Source organism: Rhodohalobacter sulfatireducens (genome assembly GCF_022012475.1).
In the GTDB taxonomy this organism is placed as follows: domain Bacteria; phylum Bacteroidota; class Rhodothermia; order Balneolales; family Balneolaceae; genus Rhodohalobacter; species Rhodohalobacter sulfatireducens.
Map to the genome: position 1 here is coordinate 61,184 of NZ_JAKLWS010000005.1, position 20,636 is coordinate 81,819.

The following is a 20,636-nucleotide window of genomic DNA, read 5'->3' on the forward strand; positions in this document are numbered from 1 at the left end:
GAAGTAGATGAAGGAGTTGATCAAGAAATATCTTAAGTATCTGAAAATTGAACGCAATTCTTCTGAACACACTATTACCTCGTATCAAAATGATCTTTATCAGCTCCATGGTTCCGCTTCCCGGCACCTTGAGCAGGATGAAAATTCTCTTGATATTTCAGAAATTGACAGGCTTATCATCAGACTTTGGCTTGGAGAGCTTACTGAAGAAGGTATGGCAAGAAGTACAATCGCAAGAAAAGTAGCAGCCGTTCGTTCATTTTTTAAATACTGTTTTAAAAGAGGTTATATCCAAAAAAATCCTGCGCATTTGTTAATTATCCCAAAGAAAGAACAGCGGTTACCTACAACGGTACAAACCGGCGAAATTAGTGAAATGATGGAACTTGCCGGTGAAAATGACCCCGCTACAATTCAGGAACGAGCAATCCTGGAACTCTTTTACTCAACGGGAATACGATTGAGTGAACTAACAAATCTAAATGTAAAGGATATTCAATTACACCAAAAACAATTGACAGTTTTTGGCAAAGGAAGTAAGCAGCGAATAGTTCCACTTGGTGAAAAAGCTTTAACGGCCATTGAAAAGCATTTGGAACAAAGGAACCAGCTTTTTACTTCTGATACTAGTAGAGATATAAATGCACTTTTTCTGTCGGTTGGAGGAAAAAGAATCTATCCGCGGATGGTTCAGAGAATTATCAAAAAATATTTACTGAAAGTGAGTGAAGTGACTCAAAAAAGTCCCCATACGCTTCGTCACAGTTTTGCAACACATATGCTTGATGCCGGAGCGGATATTCGCTTAATTAAAGAATTTCTTGGGCATGCAAATCTAGCATCGACCCAAATTTATACACACACCAGTGTAGAACGTTTACAAAGAATATACAGTCAAGCCCACCCAAGGGCAGAAAATAAATCCTAAAGGAGGAAACTATGAAGACTACATTCACAGCAAGGCATTTCCAAAGCAGTCCGGATTTAAAGGAATATTGCTTAAGCGCAGTAGAAAAGCTTGACCAGTTTTTCGATAAGATTATTGTCTGCGATATTATACTTAAACCCGGACATGATGATGATAACCCCTCAATTGCTGAACTGAATGTAAAAGTACCAGGAACATTAATTAATTTGTCGGAAGCGGCGCCCAGTTACGAACAAGCAATGGGTGCTGCAGTTGACAACGCTGTAAGACAAATTAGAAAATACAAAACCAAACATTTCGAACATCAATAAAGTCTGTAACATTATTTCCCGTACGGTGAATCATGCATCAATAGTAATGCAGTTGTCGTGCGGGATTTTTTTATTGTAAATTTCGAATAATTCTGAACCATAACTTAAACCAATGTCTTTAGAAAACCAGGAAGCCATACCGATACGTGAAGATATCGAAGTATCTTACCTGATCGAGAAACTGAAAGAGCGTACTCAAATTGATATTGAAGCTTATGCGGGAAAGGATTATTCGAAAAAGAAGTTGGTCACTGAAGCCGATCTTCATCGTCCCGGTTTGGCATTAGCCGGCTATACCGACCTTTTTACCTATCAACGTATTCAGGTAATCGGAAATACGGAGTGTAATTTCCTGAGAAATTTATCCGAAAGTGAACGAACTAAATCGTTTGAAAAATTAGTTTCATTCGATCTGCCGGTCATCTTTATAACCAGCGGGAATGAACTTAGCAACGATCTTTTAAAAAAAGCTGAAAATAGAGGAATTCCTGTCTATCGTACGGAGTTGGAAACCACAAAATTCATGTACCTTCTCCGCGATTTTCTTGAAGATTATTTTGCCCTACAAACCATGCTGCATGGAACCATGGTAGATGTTTATGGAATTGGGATTCTGATCAGCGGAAAATCTGGGTTGGGTAAAAGCGAAGTAGCACTGGACCTCGTTGAAAGAGGACATCGGCTTGTTTCTGATGATGTTGTAATGCTTACCAAAAAAAGTAATGTATTACTGGCATCCGCTACAGAGATGAACAAGCATTTTATGGAGATCCGCGGACTGGGTATTATTGATGTGATGTCGATGTTTGGGATTCGCTCCATACGCTATCAAAAAAGACTTGAAGTTATCCTGGAACTTTCACTTTGGGAAGATACAGAAAACCTGAACCGCACAGGGCTCGACCACGATACTGTTGAAATTTTGGGAACAAAAATCCCCTTAATCCATTTACCTATTACTCCCGGCAAAAATATTACTGTAATTGCCGAAGTCATTGCAATGAACTATCTGCTCAAACATTACGGCTATGATGCAGCTGAAGAGTTTCAGAAAAAAATCAAAAAGCATATAGCAGATAAGAAAAATCGGCACGATATGCCAAGACGAGCTGTTGAATATTTTGAAGGGGATTTCGAGTAGTTTATTGGACATTCCTCATTTTTATTTTACACCCTAAAAGTGTACCTTTTTGAATCTAACTTGATCTCTTTGTTGTTTATTTTCTATGACAAGAAAAAACCATTTTTATTATGACTCAGACCGTTGCGAGTTTGTTCCTATAGAATACGATCTGAAAAAAAAGCTCATACACTCATTCTCTTTTTGGCTCATAAATGGAATTGTTTTGGCAGCGTTTGGTATTGCTTTACTTTCCAATTATGTGGGTACTCCTGCCGAAATTATGCTTAAAGATGAGAATCAAGCACTTGTGGAGCAGCTAAAATTAGCTGAAACATCAATCACAGATATTGAGAACCAGCTTGAATCTATTTCACAGCTTGATAATGAAATGTACCGTACAATTTTAGGACTCGACCCCGTTACTGAAGATCTTAGAATGGCGGGTACCGGCGGGTCTGATGCATACTCTGAATATGACTACTACAGTGAAGATACTGCCGCTATTTTAAGAAGTACTGCATCTAAACTTGACCGACTGGAACGAAGACTCGGAGTTCAAAAAGTATCATTTGCTGAAGTAAAAAAATACTATTCTACAAATAGAGAGAGATTGAAGAGCATTCCTGCTATTCGTCCGGTTAATGGAATCATTATAAGTGGTTATGGTATGAGAATTCATCCTGTATTACGATATAAGCGAATGCATGAAGGAATTGATTTCCGCGCTGACATTGCCACAGACGTCTATGCCACCGGAGATGGCGTGATTAAGTTTGCAGGGCGAAATGGGACCTTTGGCAACCTCATTGAGATCGACCATGGCTTTGGATTTGTAACTCGTTACGCCCATTTATCAAGTTTTGTGAATAATCTTAAAGTCGGACAAGAGGTTAAGCGAGGAGAACTAATTGGATTTACCGGTAATTCAGGTTTAACTGAAGGACCTCATTTGCATTACGAAGTGCTTGTTAATAACCGGCCAATCGATCCTTTAAATTACCTAATTGCAGATGTTACCCCGGAAGAATATTTACTTTTCAAAAGAAATGGTTCCACTTCAACCAATGAGCCTCTCTCCTACATCAACTAATTTTTACTGATTTTTTTCTTTTTACTGATTAATCCCGTTGTAACCCGGCAGATTCTTTGAACTAATTAATCAAGATCATCTTTTGGACCACATACGGCTTTGAAGCCTTTCTTCCGTATCGTTCGAATATATTGAAAGTCTGAATGTTTCCTTATCTTCTTCCTCAAATAGCTTATGTAAACATTGATATAGTTCGTTTGGGTATTAAAATCGATGCCCCATACCTTTTCTGCTAACTCTTCTTGAGATACTGTTCTGCCGGAATTACGAACCAGGTACACCAAAAGGTTGAACTCGCTGTTTGTGAGTTTAACCTCAGCGCCGTTTATTATCATTTTCCTTTCTATGAGATTAATTTTCATCTCATGACATTCCAACTCGCTTTCGGAACTGTTATGTGAATTTGTTCTCCTGTGAATCGCCTCAATCCGTGCTAAAAGTTCTTCCACACTGAAGGGTTTTGTGAGGTAGTCATCAGCTCCAACATTTAGAACTCTTACTTTCATGTTGGTTTCCTGTTCGGCGGATAAGACTAAAATCGGAGTTGTTACATCATTTTCACGCAGATCTACACAGACATCATATCCGGTACCGTCCGGCAGTCGTAAATCAAGAACAATCATGTCGTAATCGTTCTTCATAGCTTTCTCTTTACCGGCTTTAGCAGAGTCTGCCTCAGCAATAATCCCTCCGTTATTTTCAAGAGCTTTTTTTACGAGTAGCCGAACAGTTGGATCATCTTCAACTACGAGAAACTTTAATCCTTCTAATTTTTCCATATAATCATTGATGTTTTTATAGCACTGATGAACAGATTAGTTTATCTATTTGATTGTGTTGAAAAGTCTATAGTTTTTGTTACTTAGCCATTCACAAATCAAACTGATGAACTCATCATTAAATCTATGTTTTTGGTCGATTAGTTTAAATTCTGCTGAAACATTGTGATTAATAAGCCTTTTAATTTCGTTTCTTTGAGGCTGATAATCAACTAATTTATCGTGTTCCCCATGTAAAGCAAGTATATTTAAATGGGATATTAATTCCCATTTCTCTTCTAAAATTTCTGTTTTTATTCTCGCACCTGCAACAATTAATTCATTCACGAGTCTTGGTCTTGTTAATGAATAATATCCTGCAAGGTATCCCCCCATGGAATACCCAATTAAGCAAGTTCTTTCAACTTTAATTGAGTTTTTGATTTCTTTAAGGATTTTATCAATAAAAACGGATGTCTGTTCAAGCGAACTCAGAAACTGTTCCTGTTCACCATCATACAGATACCAGGATGCTCCCCAGTCTTTAACTTTCTTTTTGCTTCGTCTGTCATAGATAGGATAAGGGCCCTGGATGAAAAGATGATAAGCTTCAACTTTATCAACTATTTCTGAGCATCTTTCACTAAATACTTCAAGATTATCTTTAAATCCATGCAGATAAAGGACAAGGGGTTTTTCTATTTTTTCAGTTCCAGTTTCATGTACTCTAAATGGAACATCATAGCAAAATGAGGATTTTCCTGAAATAAGAAATTCATCATTATTATCATTCATTCTAAGTACAGTTATTTTGAAGAGGAGTGAATATTATTGATAATATTCTTCGTCAATGCAACTAACCTACAGTTTATAAAATCTATTTTCCATACAAATATGAAAACACTACATACAGAACGGGAAACTTTCAAGAATGAAAAGAAACTGTAGCTTAGTAATTGACTTTGGTAAGGGTGAGTCCTTTTGCCGGAGCTGCATGACCTTTCTGATCAGTTTTTGCTCCGGATAGCAGGTCACGGAATTTTTCTATCGGAAGCGTTCCATCGGAAATCCGTATCATGGTACCCACCAATCGGCGTACAAGGTGCCTCAAAAACCGATTTCCTTCGATTTCGTAAATCAATTTATATTCTCTTTTTTCCCACCGGCTTCTTGTAATAGTAGAAGTGGTTGTCATACCCCTTTCAGCCGGCGGGATACAGAAATTTATAAAATCATGCTCACCGGTAATCTCTTCAGCACATTCTTCTAACAGCTCAAAGGAAATAGGTTTGAAGGAATGCCAGGCAAAATTTCTCAATAGCGGGGAGGGTCTCTCAATAACAAGGTATTCATACTCTCTTGATGTCGCATGAAACCGAGCATGGAAGTCATCAGCGACCATCTTTGCATCAATGAGTGCTACATCTTTTGGAAGAAGTCCACTTAATGCCCTGTGAAGCCGAGAAATACTATATGAGTCCGGCAAATTGGTATGGGCGACCTGTTCCCTGGCGTGAACACCTGCATCTGTTCTGCCTTGCCCAACAATATTTATATCATCTTGATAAAATGTTGACAAAGCCTGTTCAATGACACCCTGGACTGTTCGGCCTTCCGGTTGCTTTTGCCAACCATTAAAATTTGTCCCGTCATATTCAAACGTCAGTTTATAACGGTTGCTCATTTTAGATATCCCATCAAAATTGCAGATTAACACGTGCTACAATCCCAAGTTCATCAGATGAAACAGAAATAGGCATAATGTTCAATTCCGGTTGATATGTTTGTTTTTTTGCACGGTTGTATGAACTAATAGCACTTAAAACTCTATTTACAACCATTAAACCAAGAATTGCTGGAAGTTGATTTTTAACGCGATCAACATCCGACTTTAAGTTATTATAGTTATCACGGTCCACTTCAGATTCCCATTTCCATTGGTTAACAGATTCAACTTCATAGAGGCGATTCCAATTTCTGCTTCTCAGTTGAAAATTGTTGTATTCTTCAATGGAATTAAAATCACCAACTGCTAACCTAAATGTTCGGCTCCGGTCTGAAATATCAACACCCGCTTTCAGAGAAGCTAAAGTCTCGTACTGGTCTTTGAGATTTCCCGCCCGTAATCTAAAGCCAAAGTATGAAGCGATCAGTGCAACTTCTGTACCCAAGTGTATTTGGCCTCTCCTCCACTGATCGGAATTTACGTAATAATGGCCCCAACCCGGTAGAATCAAGGATCGGACGAAAGCAGCTTCCGGTTTTACCCTATTCTGTGCCTGACATAAAGAATATGCTGAAGCAGTGAATAAGGTACTTAACATGCCAATGATCAGTATTCGATAAATCATCACTTAAGTAAGTCAGTTTGAGTCACTGCTCTAAAATAAAAAAAGCGACTCCAATTAATGAAGTCGCTTTGAAATGATTTTTACTTTAAGAAAGAACTACTCTCCATCTTTCGGAAGCAATGCTTTCCTGGAAAGTCGAAGTTTTCCTCCATGTTCAACTTTCAGAAGTTTCACTTTTACAGTATCACCAACTGAAAGAATGTCTTCTACACTTTTCACATGGCTGTGGTTCAACTCAGATATATGAAGCAATCCTTCTTTTCCGGGCACGATTTCAACAAATGCCCCGTACTCCTTAATCGCTTTCACTGTGCCTTCGTAGGTTGCGCCTTCATCTAGCTGACCAGCTATGGCTTGAATTCGTTTCTTGGCATTTTCAGCTTTCTCAAGACTGTCAGCTGAAATAGTGATCTGACCCTTGCCCTGATCATCCTCTTCAATCCAGATTTCCGTATCGGTTTCCTTCTGAAGAGTCTGAATCACTTTGCCGCCAGGACCAATCACAGCGCCAATACTGTCGCCGTCAATCGTCATGTTGATAAACTGGGGTGCGTATTCTGACAAGGTTTCTCTGCCCGTTGAGATGGTTTCAGCCATTTTCTCAAGTATATGCAATCGGCCGGTTCTGGCTTGTTCAAGAGCTTCTTCAAGTATTTCAAAGCTGATTCCCTGAACTTTCATATCCATCTGAGTGGCAGTAATACCGTCTGCTGTACCTGCGGTTTTGAAATCCATGTCTCCCATGAAATCTTCCTCACCACGAATGTCAGAAAGAACAACGGTGTTATTTTCACCAACAATCATACCCATTGCAATTCCGGCAACCGGTTTAGGCATCGGAACTCCGGCATCCATAAGCGCCATAGAACCACCACAAACTGATGCCATTGAAGATGAGCCGTTAGATTCTAAAATGTCGGATCTAACACGAATTACATATCCAAAATCTTCAAATTTCGGAAGAACCATCTTTAAAGCACGTTCAGCAAGATGACCATGACCAATTTCACGACGTCCCGGTCCTCGCATAAATCCAGCTTCACCTACGCAGAATGGAGGGAAGTTATAGTGCAGGTAGAAGGTTTTGTCCTCTTCAAAATAAAGAGTGTCAACTGATTGAGCATCTTGTTTGGTTCCGAGAGTTACTGAAACTAAAGACTGGGTTTCTCCGCGCGTAAAGATTGCTGAACCGTGAGCCCGGGGTAAATAACCAACTTGAGTCCAGATGTCGCGAATATCTTCAGGTGATCGGCCATCAATTCGGCGTTTCTTCTCAAGAATCATATTTCGGAGTTCTCGTTTCTCAATCTTGCTCAGCAGATCAGAGATTTCATCACCCGCTTCTTCATAATCCTCGGTAGCCGTCAATTCTTCAAGAACAGCGTCTTTAACTTCTTTTAGACGGCCATTGTACTCTTCTTTTCCAAGACCAATATTTACGATCTCTTTAATTTGCTCAGCAGCTTTCTCTTCAACTGCGGATTTTAAATTTTCATCGGCGGATTCCGCCTCAAATTCTCGTTTTTCAACACCAAATTCTTCACGAAGCTCTTCCTGAAATTCACAGAGTTTGACGATTGCCTTATGACCTTCTTTGACGGCTGCAAGCATTTCAGCTTCGCTCATTTCATCCATCTCTCCTTCAATCATAATAACGCTTTCGGCAGTACCGGCAACGATAAGATCCATATCGCTTACTTTCAGCTCATCGATAGTGGGATTAATAATAAACTCACCATCAATTCGGCCAACTTTAACCTGAGCCATCGGTCCTGCAAAAGGAATATCTGAAATGTGAATTGCAGCAGACGCTCCAAGCGCACCTAATACATCAGCTTCATTTTGTCCATCTGATGAGAATACCTGGCAAATAACTTGTGTGTCATTGTAATATCCTTCAGGGAAAAGTGGCCGTAAACTCCGGTCGATTAATCGGCTGGCGAGAGTCTCACCGTCTGATGGGCGACCTTCCCGCTTGATAAAACCACCCGGAAATTTTCCGCCTGCTGAAAAACTTTCTCGTAAATCTACAACCAGCGGGAAAAAGTCTTGTCCGGGTTTTGGCTCCTTGGCACTAACCACGGTACATAAGACCATCGTATCCCCCATGCGAACGGTTACGGCACCATCAGCTAACTTTGCAAGTCTCCCCGTTTCTACGGATAGCGTTTTTCCCGGTGCAAACTCAACACTTTTAAAATCTTCTTTCATAAAATCTATTTTTTCTTTCGTCTAAATTGTCAAATGTAATAATCCTTTTTTCAAGCAAATCAAACAAATACTCTGTGGTAAGCGATTGGTATTTGAGGATAAAAAAAAGGCACGAATGAACGTGCCAAAATGGAGATGCTTATTTTCTTATACCTAGATCTTTAATCAATTCGCGATATTTAATAATATCACTTTCTTTCAGGTAATTGAGAAGTCGCCTTCTTTTACCAACCATTTTTAACAGACCGCGTCTTGACGAGTGATCCAGTTTATTCTCACTCAAGTGCTCAGTTAGATCGTTAATTCGAGCAGTCAGAATAGCAATCTGTGCCTCTGTTGACCCCGTGTTATCTTCGGCGCCACCATAGTTTTCAATAATTTCTTGTTTCTTTTCTTTCGTTATACTCATTTCAAATTTCTAAAATTTACTTTATCTGATATAGCTACTTAAAATAATGTTATTTCATATGTTTTGCAATGTTAGGTGAGCTATTCCCTAAAACAGATTTAACTTCTTCTTTATCTTTATTCAACTGATTCTTCAATTCCTCTAGGCCATTAAACTGTTTTTCATCCCGAATTCTTTTTACAAATTGTAATTGAACATCTTTGCCGTAGATTTCAGTGTTGAAGTCAAGAATATGTACCTCAAGAGTTATTGCGTCGCCATTGAATGTAGGACGTTCTCCAATATTCATCATGCCCTTGTAGTAAGATTCTTCATAGCGAACCCAAACAGCGTAAACACCTTTTTTGGGAATAACTTTTTTTTCGTTCTGAGGCTTTATATTAGCAGTTGGAAACCCAATTTTTTTCCCTCTTTTATCTCCATGGACCACCGTTCCATTAAGAATGTAGTACTTCTCGAGAAGTGAAGCCGCAAGTTCCATATCCCCATCTTCATGCAGGGCATTCCTGATGGCTGTACTACTCACAGTTTTATCCCCCACTTCTTGTTTTGAGACCACGTAAGTTTTGAAACCCAGCTCTCTGCCTAACTCTTCCACGGTTTCAATGGTGCCCTCACGATTTCTGCCAAACTGGTGATCATACCCGATTACAAATGAAGACACACCAATTTTTTTCCAAATGACATCTCTCACAAACTCCTCCGATGTTAACAGTGAAAAATCACGATCAAAAGGAATCACTACCATCTCATCCACTCCAAGGTCAGCCAGTAATTCACTTCTCTCATCAAGCGAACTCAGTAATTTAATGCCTGCCTGTCCGGGATTGATGATATCCCTGGGATGTGGATCAAACGTAACAATAACGCTTCTTGCATCTTCTTCCTTGGCCAGATCAATTACACGGTTTACAAGTACTTTATGGCCTGCGTGAACACCGTCGAATGTACCGACTGTTAACACAGTTTTGAGGTTTCTTTTTACATCATCAAGAAATACGATATCAGCCATCTTTCTTTGATTTTATTCGTTCATCAAATTCTTCAGGAGTTAATGCATTGTCAACAGAGAAGTGACCCGTATCAATCCTTCTCAGTGACGTTAAGTGAGCGCGGCTCTCCAATTCAATTCCTAAATCGTGGGCCAAGGAACGAATATAAGTGCCTTTACCACAATGAACCCGGACTGTAATTTCAGGAAGTGAAAAATCTTCAATTTCTATTGAATGTATGGTAATCTGCCTTGGGTATAACTCAACATCCTCTCCTCTTCTGGCTTTTTTATAGAGCCGCTGTCCTTTTACACGGATTGCCGAGTATGCGGGGGGTACCTGGGAAATAGTACCTGTAAACTTATTTCTAATTGCTTTTCGAACGGCTTCCTCTGAAATATGGGTCCATTCCACCTCTTTATCGGGCTTCGTTTCAGCATCGTAACTTGGAGTTGATGACCCAAACTTAATGTTAGCAATATAAGTTTTTGGGAGTGCCTGGATTTGCGAGACCGTTCGTGTGGCTTTGCCTGAACACAATATCAACAGCCCGGTAGCCAATGGATCCAGAGTACCGGCATGGCCAACCTTTTTTGCAGGTATACGCCTTCGAATATATCTAACCACATCAAAACTGCTCCAGTGAATGGGTTTGTCCATTAATATGGCTGCTCCACGTTTATATATCTCTGAGTTTGTAATTTGATCGTTTTGCTTATCAATCACTGGCAAATCAGAAAGAGGAATTATGCTTTTTGCCATAGATAGTCACCCTTATTAGGATGGATCATTCTCAGAGCTCGAGTCCTCATCATAATCTCCGCGCCCTTCTCTTGCTTTTTTAAACAGGCGCTCCATTTTATTTACATATTCGGCTGTATCATCCTCATAGAAAAGAAGCTCTGGAATCCGCCGAACCTGGTTTTTAATTTTTGATGCGAGCTGATATCGAATCTCATCCTGTGCATCATCAATTGCTTTGTAAATGGCCTTAACATCACGGTCAGGTGAAAATATACTCAGGTAAACTTTGGCAATTGAAAGGTCCTGAGTCATTCGAACCTGGGTTACTGTAATAAATGTACCGGTTGGCTGATAATCTTGCTGAAGAATCTTGCCGATATCTTTTTGAATAACAGAACTAAGCCTTTCTGTTCTAATACTCATAATTCTCCAATTTTTTGTATGAGTTTTACTTCCAATTCTTCAAGAAAGGAATGTTTCCGGTAATTATCGCGCATCCTCAAGCTTACGTTTCTCTTCAACAACTTCGTAACTCTCGAATTCATCGCCTACTTTAATGTCGTTGAAGTTTTCGATACTTATACCACATTCGTAACCGGCCTGCACTTCTTTAACATCATCCTTGAAGCGTTTGAGCGTATCAATCTCACCATCATAAATCACTACTCCATCACGTATAATCCGTATTGGGTTGTTGCGATTTATTTTGCCTTCGTTAACATAACAGCCGGCAATAGTTCCTACACGAGAAATTTTGAAGATCTCACGAACTGTCACAAGTCCTTTCATCTCTTCTTTGATTTCCGGACTAAGCATACCCTCCAGGGCATCATGAACTTCATCAACCGCATCGTAAATAACACTAAACAACCGAATATCAATACTTTCATTTTCGGCAAGCTTACGTGCTGTTGATGTTGGTCGAACCTGGAATCCAATAATAATCGCATCAGATGCAGATGCAAGTAACACGTCACTTTCTGTTATTGCACCCGACCCTGTATGAATGATATTTACAGACACCTCTTCTGTGCTAAGTTTCTGCAGTGCACCGGAAAGGGCTTCAATAGAACCATCCACATCGGCTTTTATGATGATGTTCAGTTCAGAAACTTCACCCAGAGCCATTCTTCTGGAAAGATCATCGAGCGTAAGATGCTTGGTTTGTCTAAGTGATTGCTCTCTACGAATTTGCTGTCGCTGATTAGCAATTTCTTTAGCTGCTTTCTCCTCTTTCGGAACAATCAATCGATCACCGGCCTGTGGAGTATCATCAAACCCTGTTAACTGAATAGGGGTTGATGGCCCGGCTGCTTCTAACCGTTCTCCATGTTCGTTTTCCATCGCTCGTACACGGCCAAAAACCGGGCCGGCAACAAATGGATCACCCACTTTTAAGGTTCCGTTCTGTATAAGAATATTTGCAACAGTTCCTTTTCCTTTATCAATCCTGGATTCCAATACAATTCCCTGGGCAAGTCGGTCTGGATTAGCCTGCAACTCCATTAGTTCAGCTTCAATCAACACTTTTTCTAAAAGTTCGTCGATTCCTTCACCTGTATGAGCAGAAACTTCTGCAACCTGGTTCTTTCCGCCATACTCTTCAACGATTACACCGTGCTCAGAAAGCTGACTCTTAATCTTATCCGGGTTTGCGCCTGCTTTATCCATCTTGTTGATGGCTACTACCATTGGTACACCGGCTGCTTTGGAGTGATTAATCGCCTCAATTGTTTGAGGCATCACAGCATCATCGGCAGCTACAACAAGAATCACAATATCTGTTGCCTGTGCACCTCGGCTCCTCATTGCAGTAAATGCCTCGTGGCCGGGTGTATCAAGGAATGTAATTTTCTTACCAGAATCAGTTTCAACTTCGTAGGCACCTACGTGCTGAGTAATTCCTCCGGCTTCACCTGCAGCAACTTTTGCTTTACGGATATAATCAAGAAGTGATGTTTTACCGTGATCGACGTGCCCCATTACGGTAATTATTGGTGATCTTGGTTCGAGATCTTCGGGATCATCTTCTTCAACCTCGATTTCATCTTCGATCATCTCTTCCGCATCGACAAATTCTACATCGTAGCCGTACTCTTCAGCTACCAATTCGATCGTTGCGGCATCCAATCGCTGATTGATGGACACCATCATACCGAGCGACATACATGTTGTAATAACATCATTGGATTTCACTCCCATCAAATCAGCAAGATCACTTACTGTGATAAATTCAGTGACTTCGAGAGTTGTCTCTTCAAGTTCTTCGAGTTCCTCCTGCTGTGCCCGCTCTTCTTCTCTCTCTTCTCTTCTTTGTTTACGACGTTTTTGTCGTTTACTTCCAACAGTTTCACCCTCCTTAATTCTCTGGAGAGTTTCTTTCATTTTCTTCTCTACATCCTCTTCATCAACTCTGCTGCTTCTGCGTGATCGTTTCTTTTTAGATTTCTTCGAGGACTTGGCGGAGCTGTCGTCATCCTTTTTAGTTTTCTTTTTCTTGTCTTTTCTGGATGATCTTTCATCGGGATCGAGGCGATCTTTTCTGCGTTTTCTCTTTTTCCTCTTTTTCCTGTTTTCGCGTGAAAACTCAACCTTACCAAGAACTTTTGTACCACTCAGTCGGCCAGCACGCCCGCGGACAACATCTTCATCTTCTTCATCTTCTTCTTCGTCTTCTCCATCCTCTTCATCTTTTTCTTCTTCTTCCTCATCCTCATCTTCATCTTCATATTCTTCCTCATCCTCATGATCATGATCATCATCTTCTTCTTCCTCTTCCTCTTGGTCTTCAGAACCTTCTTCTATTTTTGTTTCTTGTTCTTCTTCAGGCTCTTTTTCTTTCTCAGCTTCTACTTCTTCAGATTTTTCTGCAACCTCTTCATCTTCATCTTTTTCTTCTACTTCAGCAGTTACCTCTTCTTCATCATCTGCTTCTGCTGCTACTTCTTCCTCTTCCTTATCTTCAGTAACCTCTTCAGGTTCCTCCGTAACTTCTTCTTTTTCTTCCTCTTTCTCTTTTTTCTCTTTGTCTGATGATTGATCATCTACAGGTTCAAGCTCTGCTTCAGGCCCCGAATCTTCCTCCGGTTCCAAAGGGAGATCATCCATCGGTTCGAGATGGCTTTCAATCGTCACGCTTTCATTTCGGCTCGACATGATTTGGTTTCGGCGGCTTTCATATTCCTCACGCGCTCTCTCATGTTCAATACTTTTCTCTTTGTCATCACCATACACACCCTCAAGCACCTCGTACATCTCCGCGGTGATGCTGGAGTTCGGACGATTGGTTACATCGAACCCATTCTCACTCAATGTATCTACAATTGATTGAGTGGCAACATTGAATTCAGATGCTACCTTAAATAGCTTTTTAGGTTTTTGCTTCGTCATAAATGGGTGTTACGTGTTTATCTATCTATAAAAAGTGAAAAATCTTTTAGAATCTAAAGGTACGATCAATCTTCTTCGTCCTCAAATTCATATGCTATGATATCGATGATTCTCTCAGCTTCCTCTTCTGTGATTCTGCCGTCGGTTCTTCGAACCAACTCATCTTCATCCAACTCAAGAACGGCACGAGCACTGTCGCAGCCAATCTCTCTTAGGATATCAATTGTTTCGGCACCAAAATCAATTTCAAATTCAGCAATGTCAATGTCGTCTTCCTCTTCAACTTCGCGGAATACATCAATTTCTGCATCTACAAGTTTAGATGCCAGACGTATGTTCACTCCCCCTTTCCCAATTGCTTTAGAAACCTCATCTGCGGGAACTAAAACACTGGCCCGGGAACCATCTTCATTTAGTTCAACTTTTAAAACTTTAGCAGGCTGGAGTGCACGTTTAATGAATTCGATCTTATCATCACTGTAATTAATGACATCGATATTTTCATTTTGAAGCTCTCGAACTACAGCGTGTATTCGGATTCCCTTCATTCCAACGCAAGCGCCAACAGGATCCACACGCTCATCATGGGAGATCACGGCAACCTTTGAGCGGTCACCCGGCTCACGCGCAATCCTTTTCAATTCAATGATTCCATCAAATACTTCAGGAATCTCGTTTTCAAATAATCTTTCAAGGAAAAGTGGCGATGTTCTTGATATAATAACGGTTGGATTTCCGCTGTAGCGTTTTACTTCTACCACTACGGCCCGTATCGTATCCCCTTTTCGGAATCGATCCTTATAAATCTGCTCATTTTTGGGAAGCAGCAATTCTACACCGTTATGATTCACCAGTATATCTTTATTATTTCGAACCTGGTAAACATCACCGAGAACTATCTCGCCAACTCGGTCGGAATAATCCTCAAATATATTATCTTTTTCAATCTCACGAATTCTCTGAGCCAACTGCTGCCGAGCCATCGTTACAGCTCTGCGCCCAAAATCCTGGATTGAAATTTCCTGTGCGTACTCATCGTAAAGTTCAAGATCAGGGTCATGCTTTTGAGCCTCCTCCAGTGCAATCTCCGTAACTTCATCTGTGAGCTCATCTGCGGGTACAACCTCGCGAATGTGCAAAATCTGAATTTCTCCTCTGTCTGCATTAAGAATCACTTCAAAAGCATCATCTGACTCATATTTCTTTCGGATCATAGTCCTGAAAACATCTTCAAGAATAGACAGCAGCAGATCTTTATCAATTCCTTTGTCTTTTGCAATTTCAGCAAAAGACTGAATAATGAGCTTCGAAATATCGTCTTGCATCAGATAATTACTTTAAAAGTTAACAACTAAATTTTGGGTACAATCTTTGTTTCCACAATACTATCGAATGAGATATCCTTCACGCCATTCTCATTCGTTTTTAATGAGATCTTATCCTCATCTACCTGCTCAATAACGCCTTCCAGCTTGTAATATTGATCATCTTCCCTGAACTTAACCTTTGCTGTACGCCCTTTGTTTTTTGCATATTGGCGTTTGTCAGACAATGGCCTGGACAATCCGGGAGACGATACATTAAGCCTGTACTGATTGGGAAAAATATCTTCCCTGTCCAGTACATCTCCAATTTTTTTGCTTAATGCCGAATATGTATCTAACGATACATTGTTGCTTTCAGAATCAACCAGTACCCAAACTTCTGGCACTTTATGATGCTTAATCTCCACATCAACAAGAAATGTATCCCCTTGATCTACAATGGGATACGCTATTTCTTTAATTTTTTTTATTGACTCGTTTTGCATCCGTATCACTACATATAAGTACAAAAAAAAGTGAGAACCTTTCGGTGCTCACTTCGCAGACTTGAAAAATAACCTAAAATGTAGAAAATTACAACTTAACTGGTTCGCTAATAGTTGGTAGAAACATTACGATTGTACTCTGCTTGCTACACTGTAAAATACTTTAACTTTTATTTATTTGATGAAAAGATATTCCTTATTTCTCTATATAAACCTAATGGTTTTTACTTTTTTATTTATCTCATCTTGTGGTGGCAACAACCACCAATCTGAAAATCAGGTTGATGAAAATGGACGAGAATTAGAATTCATAGCAGAAGTTTCTTTTGTAAAAAATGAAGCCGATACGATTTCATCGATAGAAGTTGCTGTTGCCGATGACAATCAATCCCGAAGCGAAGGTTTAATGAACGTTACAGAATTACCTTCAGATTCCGGAATGCTCTTCATTTTCACAAATAATCAACCAAGAAGTTTCTGGATGGCAAATACGCCCCTCCCTCTCGATATTATGTTTGTGAACTCCGAATTGGAGATTGTTCGAATTCACAGAAATACTCAACCATATTCACAAGAAAGTATTCAATCTGAAGTTCCGGCTCGTTTCGTGGTTGAAGTAAATGCGGGATATACACTTGAACACGACATTCGAGAAGGCATGAAAATCGCTATTGAGGGTGTAGATTTTTAAAATACTCCAGAGTTTTTCTCCCCTCCATACTCTTGAATAATTTTGTGATACAGTTGGATAGATTTTTTCCTCAAATCTTCGAGTGTACCATTATTCTCAATCGTATAATCTGCAAGATGGGTGAGTTTATTAAAGTCGGGTTGATTCTCATCCCTGTCCATCACTTTTTTCTTTGACACAGAATCTCTTTTGGAAACACGTTCCAGGCGATCCTCTCGATCACTTCTGACGATTACAACCAGGTCCAAATTTTCAGGCCTGCCATTGTTCAGGAGTAGTGCAGCTTCCTCTACAACCATCTCTTCACCGGCTTGTTTGGCTTCATTGCTAATCTCGACAAACTTTCGGGCTACCGCTGGATGTACAAGCTGGTTTAACTCTTCAACTCTACCCTCTTCAAAAGCTTGATGTATTAAATGGGGACGATTTAAACGGCCATCCGGATGATATGTGTCCTCGCCAAAGGCCTCGATTAAAGATTCTCTGAGCCGGTCGTCTGTAACCATCAACTCTTTGGCGAGATCGTCGGCATAGACCACGTTGGCACCCAGTTTTTCCCACTCTTTACAAACTGTGGTTTTTCCCGAGCCTATGCCTCCCGTAACGCCGACGGTAATCATGTTGAAACAGTTGCCGTATTCATGAGCAGGTATGCTTTCATGAATTCATCCAGATCTCCATCCATCACGCCCTGAACATCTCCGGTTTCGTGATTCGTCCTGTGGTCTTTCACCATGTTATATGGATGGAAAACATACGACCGGATCTGTGAACCCCACTCGTTGCTACTCTTAGAATCCTCAAGCTTCTGCTTTTCTCTTTCTTTGATGTTTTTCTCCAACTCGTACACTTTGGATTTTAACATCGTCATCGCTTTTTCCCGATTTTGCATTTGTGAACGCTCCTGCTGGCATTCAGCCACAACTCGTTCCTCACTACCATCAGATAAATTACCTGTCCAGATCAGGCGAACGCCTGTTTCAACCTTATTTACATTCTGTCCACCAGCCCCACTGGCATGAAATCGCTGAAGTTCAATATCAGAATCATTCAGATTTATTTCGATTGTATCATCCACGATGGGTGAGACAAATACCGAACAAAATGAGGTGTGCCGTCGAGAATTACTGTCAAATGGCGAGATTCGAACCAATCGATGAACGCCGCTCTCAGATTTCAAAAACCCGTAGGCATTAGAGCCCTTCACTTCAATCGTGGCACTTTTCAAACCGGCTACATCACCATCCTGGTATTCAATCACTGATACATCGAAACCTTTTTTCTCTGCCCAACGACTGTACATCCTATAGAGCATGACTCCCCAATCCTGGCTTTCAGTTCCACCGGCACCTGGATTAAAAGTAATAATAGCGTCCCGGTGATCGTCCTGATCGCTGAGCATATTTTGCAACTCTAAATCCTTCAGCTTCTCCCGAAAGCGGGAAACCTCTTCTTCAATTTCGTCCGTTACATCTTCACCTTCATCCAGGAATTGCTTATAAACCCGGATACTATCCCGTAACTCATCGAGCTCATCCCATTTTCCAACGATCTGTTTTTCAAAATCCAGATCACGCATCACCTGCTGGGCTTTTTCAGGATCATCCCAAAAGCTGGGATCCTGAGTTCGCTCTTGTAATTCTATGATTCGAACGTTGCGTTTCTCATAGTCAAAGATACCCCCTGAGCGCATCAAGGCGCTCAAAGAGTTCTTTGACTTTGTCAAATTGTATCTGACTCATCAATCTTTATCTGTTAAACAGTTTCGCAATGGCAAAACCTAAGAGTAACCCTCCGGCTAATGCAACTCCAACACCCGTTTCAGGATTTTTTTCTACATATTCGCGGGCATGAGAGTACTCTTTTTGGAGCTCTCCCTGGAGCCGGTCACCTTCAGATTTCAATTTTTTTCGAATTTCTGCGTAAGTATCCTTCAATTCTTTTCTTTCTTTCTCAAGAGTTTCTTTCAACTCCTCTTCTTTTGCTTTTAAATCAGCCATGTTTTCCTCCTTATTATTTAATTAGTGCGTTCAAGCAATTGATTTTGAATTAATAGCCTGGTCTCTGTACTGTAACTCGTATAATTTTCGATAAATTCCACCTTCCTTTTGTATCAATTCACGGTGATTTCCGCATTCCCTGATCTGACCTTTGTGCATCACCAGAATTTTGTCTGCACCCTGAATGGTCGACAACCGGTGCGCAATAACTATGGACGTTCGGCCCTGCATCATTTTTTTACAGGCGAGGGAAACAAGTTCTTCCGTTTCAGAATCAACACTCGAAGTTGCCTCATCTAAAATTAAAATTTTTGGATCATAAACCATAGCCCTTACAAAACAAATTAACTGTCTCTGTCCCATAGATAACGATGCTCCACGTTCCTGAAGTACAAAATCGTAAGTTCCGGGTAATTTTTTTATAAATTGATGCGCTTCTACCTCTTTTGCAGCTTCAATAACCTGTTCTCGCGTAATCTCTTCGTGGCCGAGTGTAATATTCTCAAGAACAGTACCTGAAAAGAGAGCGTTATCCTGTAACACGAGAGCAAATTGAGATCGTAAATTCTTTAAAGATACATCTTTAATATTTGTTCCATCGAGCAATATTTTACCTTCCTGGATATCATAAAATCGCAACAAAAGATTTATAAGCGTAGTCTTTCCGGCACCGGTAGCTCCAACAACTGCAAGCAGTTCACCCGGTTCTACATCAAAGGATACATCATTAATAATCAATTCTTCATCGGCATTATACCGGAAGGATACATTTTGGAATTCGATCTTCCCTTTTGGATTCTTCAGAGATTTTCCTTCAGAACTTTCAAGTACTTTCTTGGGTGTATCCAACACATTGAATATTCGTTCGGATGAAGCCAATGCCGACTGAAGTGTATTGTATTTTTCGGAAAGCCCCCGAATTGGATTGAAAAACTGACGTACATACTGGATAAATGCAAGTAGCACCCCAAATGTTACATCTCCCATAAGTGCCCGGCCCCCGCCATACCAAACAACCAATGCCATGGCAAGGCTTGCAAATACCTCAACCAGCGGCCAGAAAATTGAAAAATAGAAAATGGTTTTTATATGAGCTTTACGGTGATCGGCATTGATATCAACAAACTTCTCCTTTTCTTTCTTCTCGCGATTGAAGAGCTGAACTACCGACATTCCATTAATATGCTCTTGTACAAAAGAGTTCAGCCGGGCAATCTGGTCTCGAACTTCGAGATAGGCGATGCGAACTTTTCCCTTGAACCAGAAAGTTGCGTAAAAAAGCATGGGCAGGACAAGTACCGAGACAACGGTCAACTCCCAACTCATACTGAGCATAAAGTAGAGAATGAAAAAGATCCTGAAGAGATCTCCGATCATGTTTACAATTCCATCAGACAAAAGTTCACTCAGGGCTTCAATATCACTTGTGGTTCTTGTGATTAATCGGCCGATGGGGTTTTTGTCGAAAAATTGAACGTGCAGAGATTGGATTTTTTCAAAAACAGCATTCCGAATTCTGAAGAGAACTCCCTGTCCAAACCATCTCGTTACATAAGTATTGATGATGAGTACCACAAACTCACCAACCAAGGCGAGTACAAGAAGTGTGATTATCCAGAGGAGCCCATCTACATCACCAATTGCAATATGGTCGTCAACGGCTATCTGGGTCAGTTTTGGCCGTATTGTTCCCAGGTAAGACGCTGAAAGTGTGAGAAATATGGCAAACAGTGCCCACCAGCGATAAGGTTTGAAAAAATAGTAAAGCCGCCGAATCAATTCAGAATCGACGGCTTCAGTTTCACGTTTAGATTTCAAAACACAGTTC

Annotated in this window: 21 protein-coding genes; 5 read left to right on the forward strand and 16 right to left on the reverse strand. The window is 40.4% G+C overall.

Going from position 1 to position 20,636, the window contains the following annotated elements:
* Positions 1–7 precede the first annotated feature (7 nt).
* The 4 genes from L6773_RS05760 to L6773_RS05775 all read left to right on the forward strand — a co-directional run bounded on the left by L6773_RS05760 (position 8) and on the right by L6773_RS05775 (position 3,452).
* Positions 8–928 (forward strand): tyrosine recombinase XerC, encoded by a 921-nt coding sequence (locus L6773_RS05760; RefSeq protein WP_237852910.1) that lies wholly within the window; start codon positions 8–10, stop codon positions 926–928.
* Positions 929–939: 11 nt separating this feature from the next.
* On the forward strand, positions 940–1,239 hold the full coding sequence (locus L6773_RS05765) for an HPF/RaiA family ribosome-associated protein (RefSeq protein ID WP_237852911.1): 300 nt from the start codon (positions 940–942) through the stop codon (positions 1,237–1,239).
* 112 nt (positions 1,240–1,351) lie between these two features.
* On the forward strand, positions 1,352–2,380 hold the full coding sequence (gene hprK / locus L6773_RS05770) for an HPr(Ser) kinase/phosphatase (protein ID WP_237852912.1): 1,029 nt from the start codon (positions 1,352–1,354) through the stop codon (positions 2,378–2,380).
* An 85-nt stretch (positions 2,381–2,465) separates the two neighbouring features.
* Positions 2,466–3,452, forward strand: a complete 987-nt coding sequence (locus tag L6773_RS05775; RefSeq protein WP_237852913.1) for a M23 family metallopeptidase — start codon at positions 2,466–2,468, stop codon at positions 3,450–3,452.
* Between the two features lie 65 nt (positions 3,453–3,517).
* Here the strand turns inward: L6773_RS05775 and L6773_RS05780 are convergent, their stop codons facing one another.
* The 12 genes from L6773_RS05780 to rimP all read right to left on the reverse strand — a co-directional run bounded on the left by L6773_RS05780 (position 3,518) and on the right by rimP (position 16,117).
* Positions 3,518–4,231 (reverse strand): response regulator transcription factor, encoded by a 714-nt coding sequence (locus L6773_RS05780; RefSeq protein ID WP_237852914.1) that lies wholly within the window; start codon positions 4,229–4,231, stop codon positions 3,518–3,520.
* A 45-nt stretch (positions 4,232–4,276) separates the two neighbouring features.
* Positions 4,277–5,005, reverse strand: coding sequence for an alpha/beta hydrolase (locus L6773_RS05785; protein WP_237852915.1), 729 nt, complete (start codon positions 5,003–5,005; stop codon positions 4,277–4,279).
* A 154-nt stretch (positions 5,006–5,159) separates the two neighbouring features.
* Complete coding sequence (truA, locus tag L6773_RS05790; RefSeq protein WP_237852916.1) at positions 5,160–5,894, reverse strand: tRNA pseudouridine(38-40) synthase TruA; 735 nt, start codon at positions 5,892–5,894, stop codon at positions 5,160–5,162.
* A 13-nt stretch (positions 5,895–5,907) separates the two neighbouring features.
* A complete protein-coding gene (locus tag L6773_RS05795; protein ID WP_237852917.1) occupies positions 5,908–6,561 on the reverse strand; it encodes a hypothetical protein in 654 nt (217 codons plus the stop codon).
* 96 nt (positions 6,562–6,657) lie between these two features.
* Positions 6,658–8,772, reverse strand: a complete 2,115-nt coding sequence (gene pnp / locus L6773_RS05800; RefSeq protein WP_237852918.1) for a polyribonucleotide nucleotidyltransferase — start codon at positions 8,770–8,772, stop codon at positions 6,658–6,660.
* 139 nt (positions 8,773–8,911) lie between these two features.
* Positions 8,912–9,181: a 30S ribosomal protein S15 gene (gene rpsO / locus L6773_RS05805; protein WP_237852919.1), complete on the reverse strand. Its 270-nt coding sequence runs from the start codon at positions 9,179–9,181 to the stop codon at positions 8,912–8,914.
* A gap of 49 nt (positions 9,182–9,230) precedes the next feature.
* Positions 9,231–10,193: a bifunctional riboflavin kinase/FAD synthetase gene (locus L6773_RS05810; RefSeq protein WP_237852920.1), complete on the reverse strand. Its 963-nt coding sequence runs from the start codon at positions 10,191–10,193 to the stop codon at positions 9,231–9,233.
* Positions 10,186–10,935: a tRNA pseudouridine(55) synthase TruB gene (gene truB, locus L6773_RS05815; protein WP_237852921.1), complete on the reverse strand. Its 750-nt coding sequence runs from the start codon at positions 10,933–10,935 to the stop codon at positions 10,186–10,188. The genes L6773_RS05810 and truB overlap by 8 nt, the downstream gene beginning before the upstream one ends.
* A 15-nt stretch (positions 10,936–10,950) precedes the next feature.
* Complete coding sequence (gene rbfA, locus L6773_RS05820) at positions 10,951–11,340, reverse strand: 30S ribosome-binding factor RbfA (protein WP_237852922.1); 390 nt, start codon at positions 11,338–11,340, stop codon at positions 10,951–10,953.
* A gap of 63 nt (positions 11,341–11,403) precedes the next feature.
* A complete protein-coding gene (gene infB, locus L6773_RS05825) occupies positions 11,404–14,307 on the reverse strand; it encodes a translation initiation factor IF-2 (RefSeq protein ID WP_237852923.1) in 2,904 nt (967 codons plus the stop codon).
* A gap of 65 nt (positions 14,308–14,372) precedes the next feature.
* On the reverse strand, positions 14,373–15,632 hold the full coding sequence (gene nusA, locus L6773_RS05830; RefSeq protein WP_237852924.1) for a transcription termination factor NusA: 1,260 nt from the start codon (positions 15,630–15,632) through the stop codon (positions 14,373–14,375).
* Between the two features lie 26 nt (positions 15,633–15,658).
* A complete protein-coding gene (gene rimP, locus L6773_RS05835) occupies positions 15,659–16,117 on the reverse strand; it encodes a ribosome maturation factor RimP (protein ID WP_237852925.1) in 459 nt (152 codons plus the stop codon).
* 217 nt (positions 16,118–16,334) lie between these two features.
* On the opposite strand from rimP, the gene L6773_RS05840 reads away from it, so the two are divergent.
* Entirely contained in the window at positions 16,335–16,808 is a 474-nt protein-coding gene (locus tag L6773_RS05840) for a DUF192 domain-containing protein (RefSeq protein WP_237852926.1), read from the forward strand.
* On the opposite strand, the gene coaE is transcribed toward L6773_RS05840, so the two are convergent.
* From coaE to L6773_RS05860, 4 genes are all read right to left on the reverse strand, one after another.
* Positions 16,805–17,428, reverse strand: coding sequence for a dephospho-CoA kinase (gene coaE / locus L6773_RS05845; RefSeq protein WP_237852927.1), 624 nt, complete (start codon positions 17,426–17,428; stop codon positions 16,805–16,807). The two genes, L6773_RS05840 and coaE, sit on opposite strands and share 4 nt — an antisense overlap.
* Positions 17,425–18,550, reverse strand: a protein-coding gene (prfB, locus tag L6773_RS05850) for a peptide chain release factor 2 (protein ID WP_237852928.1) whose coding sequence is annotated in 2 segments (ribosomal slippage) — positions 17,425–18,480 and positions 18,482–18,550 — 1,125 coding nt in all. Because the reading frame shifts where the segments join, the coding sequence is not laid out codon by codon here. Before prfB ends, coaE begins: the two co-directional genes overlap by 4 nt.
* 6 nt (positions 18,551–18,556) lie before the next feature.
* Positions 18,557–18,808 (reverse strand): DUF883 C-terminal domain-containing protein, encoded by a 252-nt coding sequence (locus L6773_RS05855; RefSeq protein WP_237852929.1) that lies wholly within the window; start codon positions 18,806–18,808, stop codon positions 18,557–18,559.
* Positions 18,809–18,838: 30 nt separating this feature from the next.
* Positions 18,839–20,626, reverse strand: coding sequence for an ABC transporter ATP-binding protein (locus tag L6773_RS05860; RefSeq protein WP_237852930.1), 1,788 nt, complete (start codon positions 20,624–20,626; stop codon positions 18,839–18,841).
* Between the last annotated feature and the right edge of the window lie 10 nt (positions 20,627–20,636).

Excerpts from the sequence above, each read along its gene's own strand:
- L6773_RS05760 (WP_237852910.1), top strand. The coding sequence starts at position 8 with ATGAAGGAGTTGATCAAGAAATATCTTAAGTATCTGAAAATTGAACGC.
- L6773_RS05765 (WP_237852911.1), top strand. The coding sequence starts at position 940 with ATGAAGACTACATTCACAGCAAGGCATTTCCAAAGCAGTCCGGATTTA.
- hprK (WP_237852912.1), top strand. The coding sequence starts at position 1,352 with ATGTCTTTAGAAAACCAGGAAGCCATACCGATACGTGAAGATATCGAA.
- L6773_RS05775 (WP_237852913.1), top strand. The coding sequence starts at position 2,466 with ATGACAAGAAAAAACCATTTTTATTATGACTCAGACCGTTGCGAGTTT.
- L6773_RS05780 (WP_237852914.1), bottom strand. The coding sequence starts at position 4,231 with ATGGAAAAATTAGAAGGATTAAAGTTTCTCGTAGTTGAAGATGATCCA.
- L6773_RS05785 (WP_237852915.1), bottom strand. The coding sequence starts at position 5,005 with ATGAATGATAATAATGATGAATTTCTTATTTCAGGAAAATCCTCATTT.
- truA (WP_237852916.1), bottom strand. The coding sequence starts at position 5,894 with ATGAGCAACCGTTATAAACTGACGTTTGAATATGACGGGACAAATTTT.
- L6773_RS05795 (WP_237852917.1), bottom strand. The coding sequence starts at position 6,561 with ATGATTTATCGAATACTGATCATTGGCATGTTAAGTACCTTATTCACT.
- pnp (WP_237852918.1), bottom strand. The coding sequence starts at position 8,772 with ATGAAAGAAGATTTTAAAAGTGTTGAGTTTGCACCGGGAAAAACGCTA.
- rpsO (WP_237852919.1), bottom strand. The coding sequence starts at position 9,181 with ATGAGTATAACGAAAGAAAAGAAACAAGAAATTATTGAAAACTATGGT.
- L6773_RS05810 (WP_237852920.1), bottom strand. The coding sequence starts at position 10,193 with ATGGCTGATATCGTATTTCTTGATGATGTAAAAAGAAACCTCAAAACT.
- truB (WP_237852921.1), bottom strand. The coding sequence starts at position 10,935 with ATGGCAAAAAGCATAATTCCTCTTTCTGATTTGCCAGTGATTGATAAG.
- rbfA (WP_237852922.1), bottom strand. The coding sequence starts at position 11,340 with ATGAGTATTAGAACAGAAAGGCTTAGTTCTGTTATTCAAAAAGATATC.
- infB (WP_237852923.1), bottom strand. The coding sequence starts at position 14,307 with ATGACGAAGCAAAAACCTAAAAAGCTATTTAAGGTAGCATCTGAATTC.
- nusA (WP_237852924.1), bottom strand. The coding sequence starts at position 15,632 with ATGCAAGACGATATTTCGAAGCTCATTATTCAGTCTTTTGCTGAAATT.
- rimP (WP_237852925.1), bottom strand. The coding sequence starts at position 16,117 with ATGCAAAACGAGTCAATAAAAAAAATTAAAGAAATAGCGTATCCCATT.
- L6773_RS05840 (WP_237852926.1), top strand. The coding sequence starts at position 16,335 with ATGGTTTTTACTTTTTTATTTATCTCATCTTGTGGTGGCAACAACCAC.
- coaE (WP_237852927.1), bottom strand. The coding sequence starts at position 17,428 with ATGATTACCGTCGGCGTTACGGGAGGCATAGGCTCGGGAAAAACCACA.
- L6773_RS05855 (WP_237852929.1), bottom strand. The coding sequence starts at position 18,808 with ATGGCTGATTTAAAAGCAAAAGAAGAGGAGTTGAAAGAAACTCTTGAG.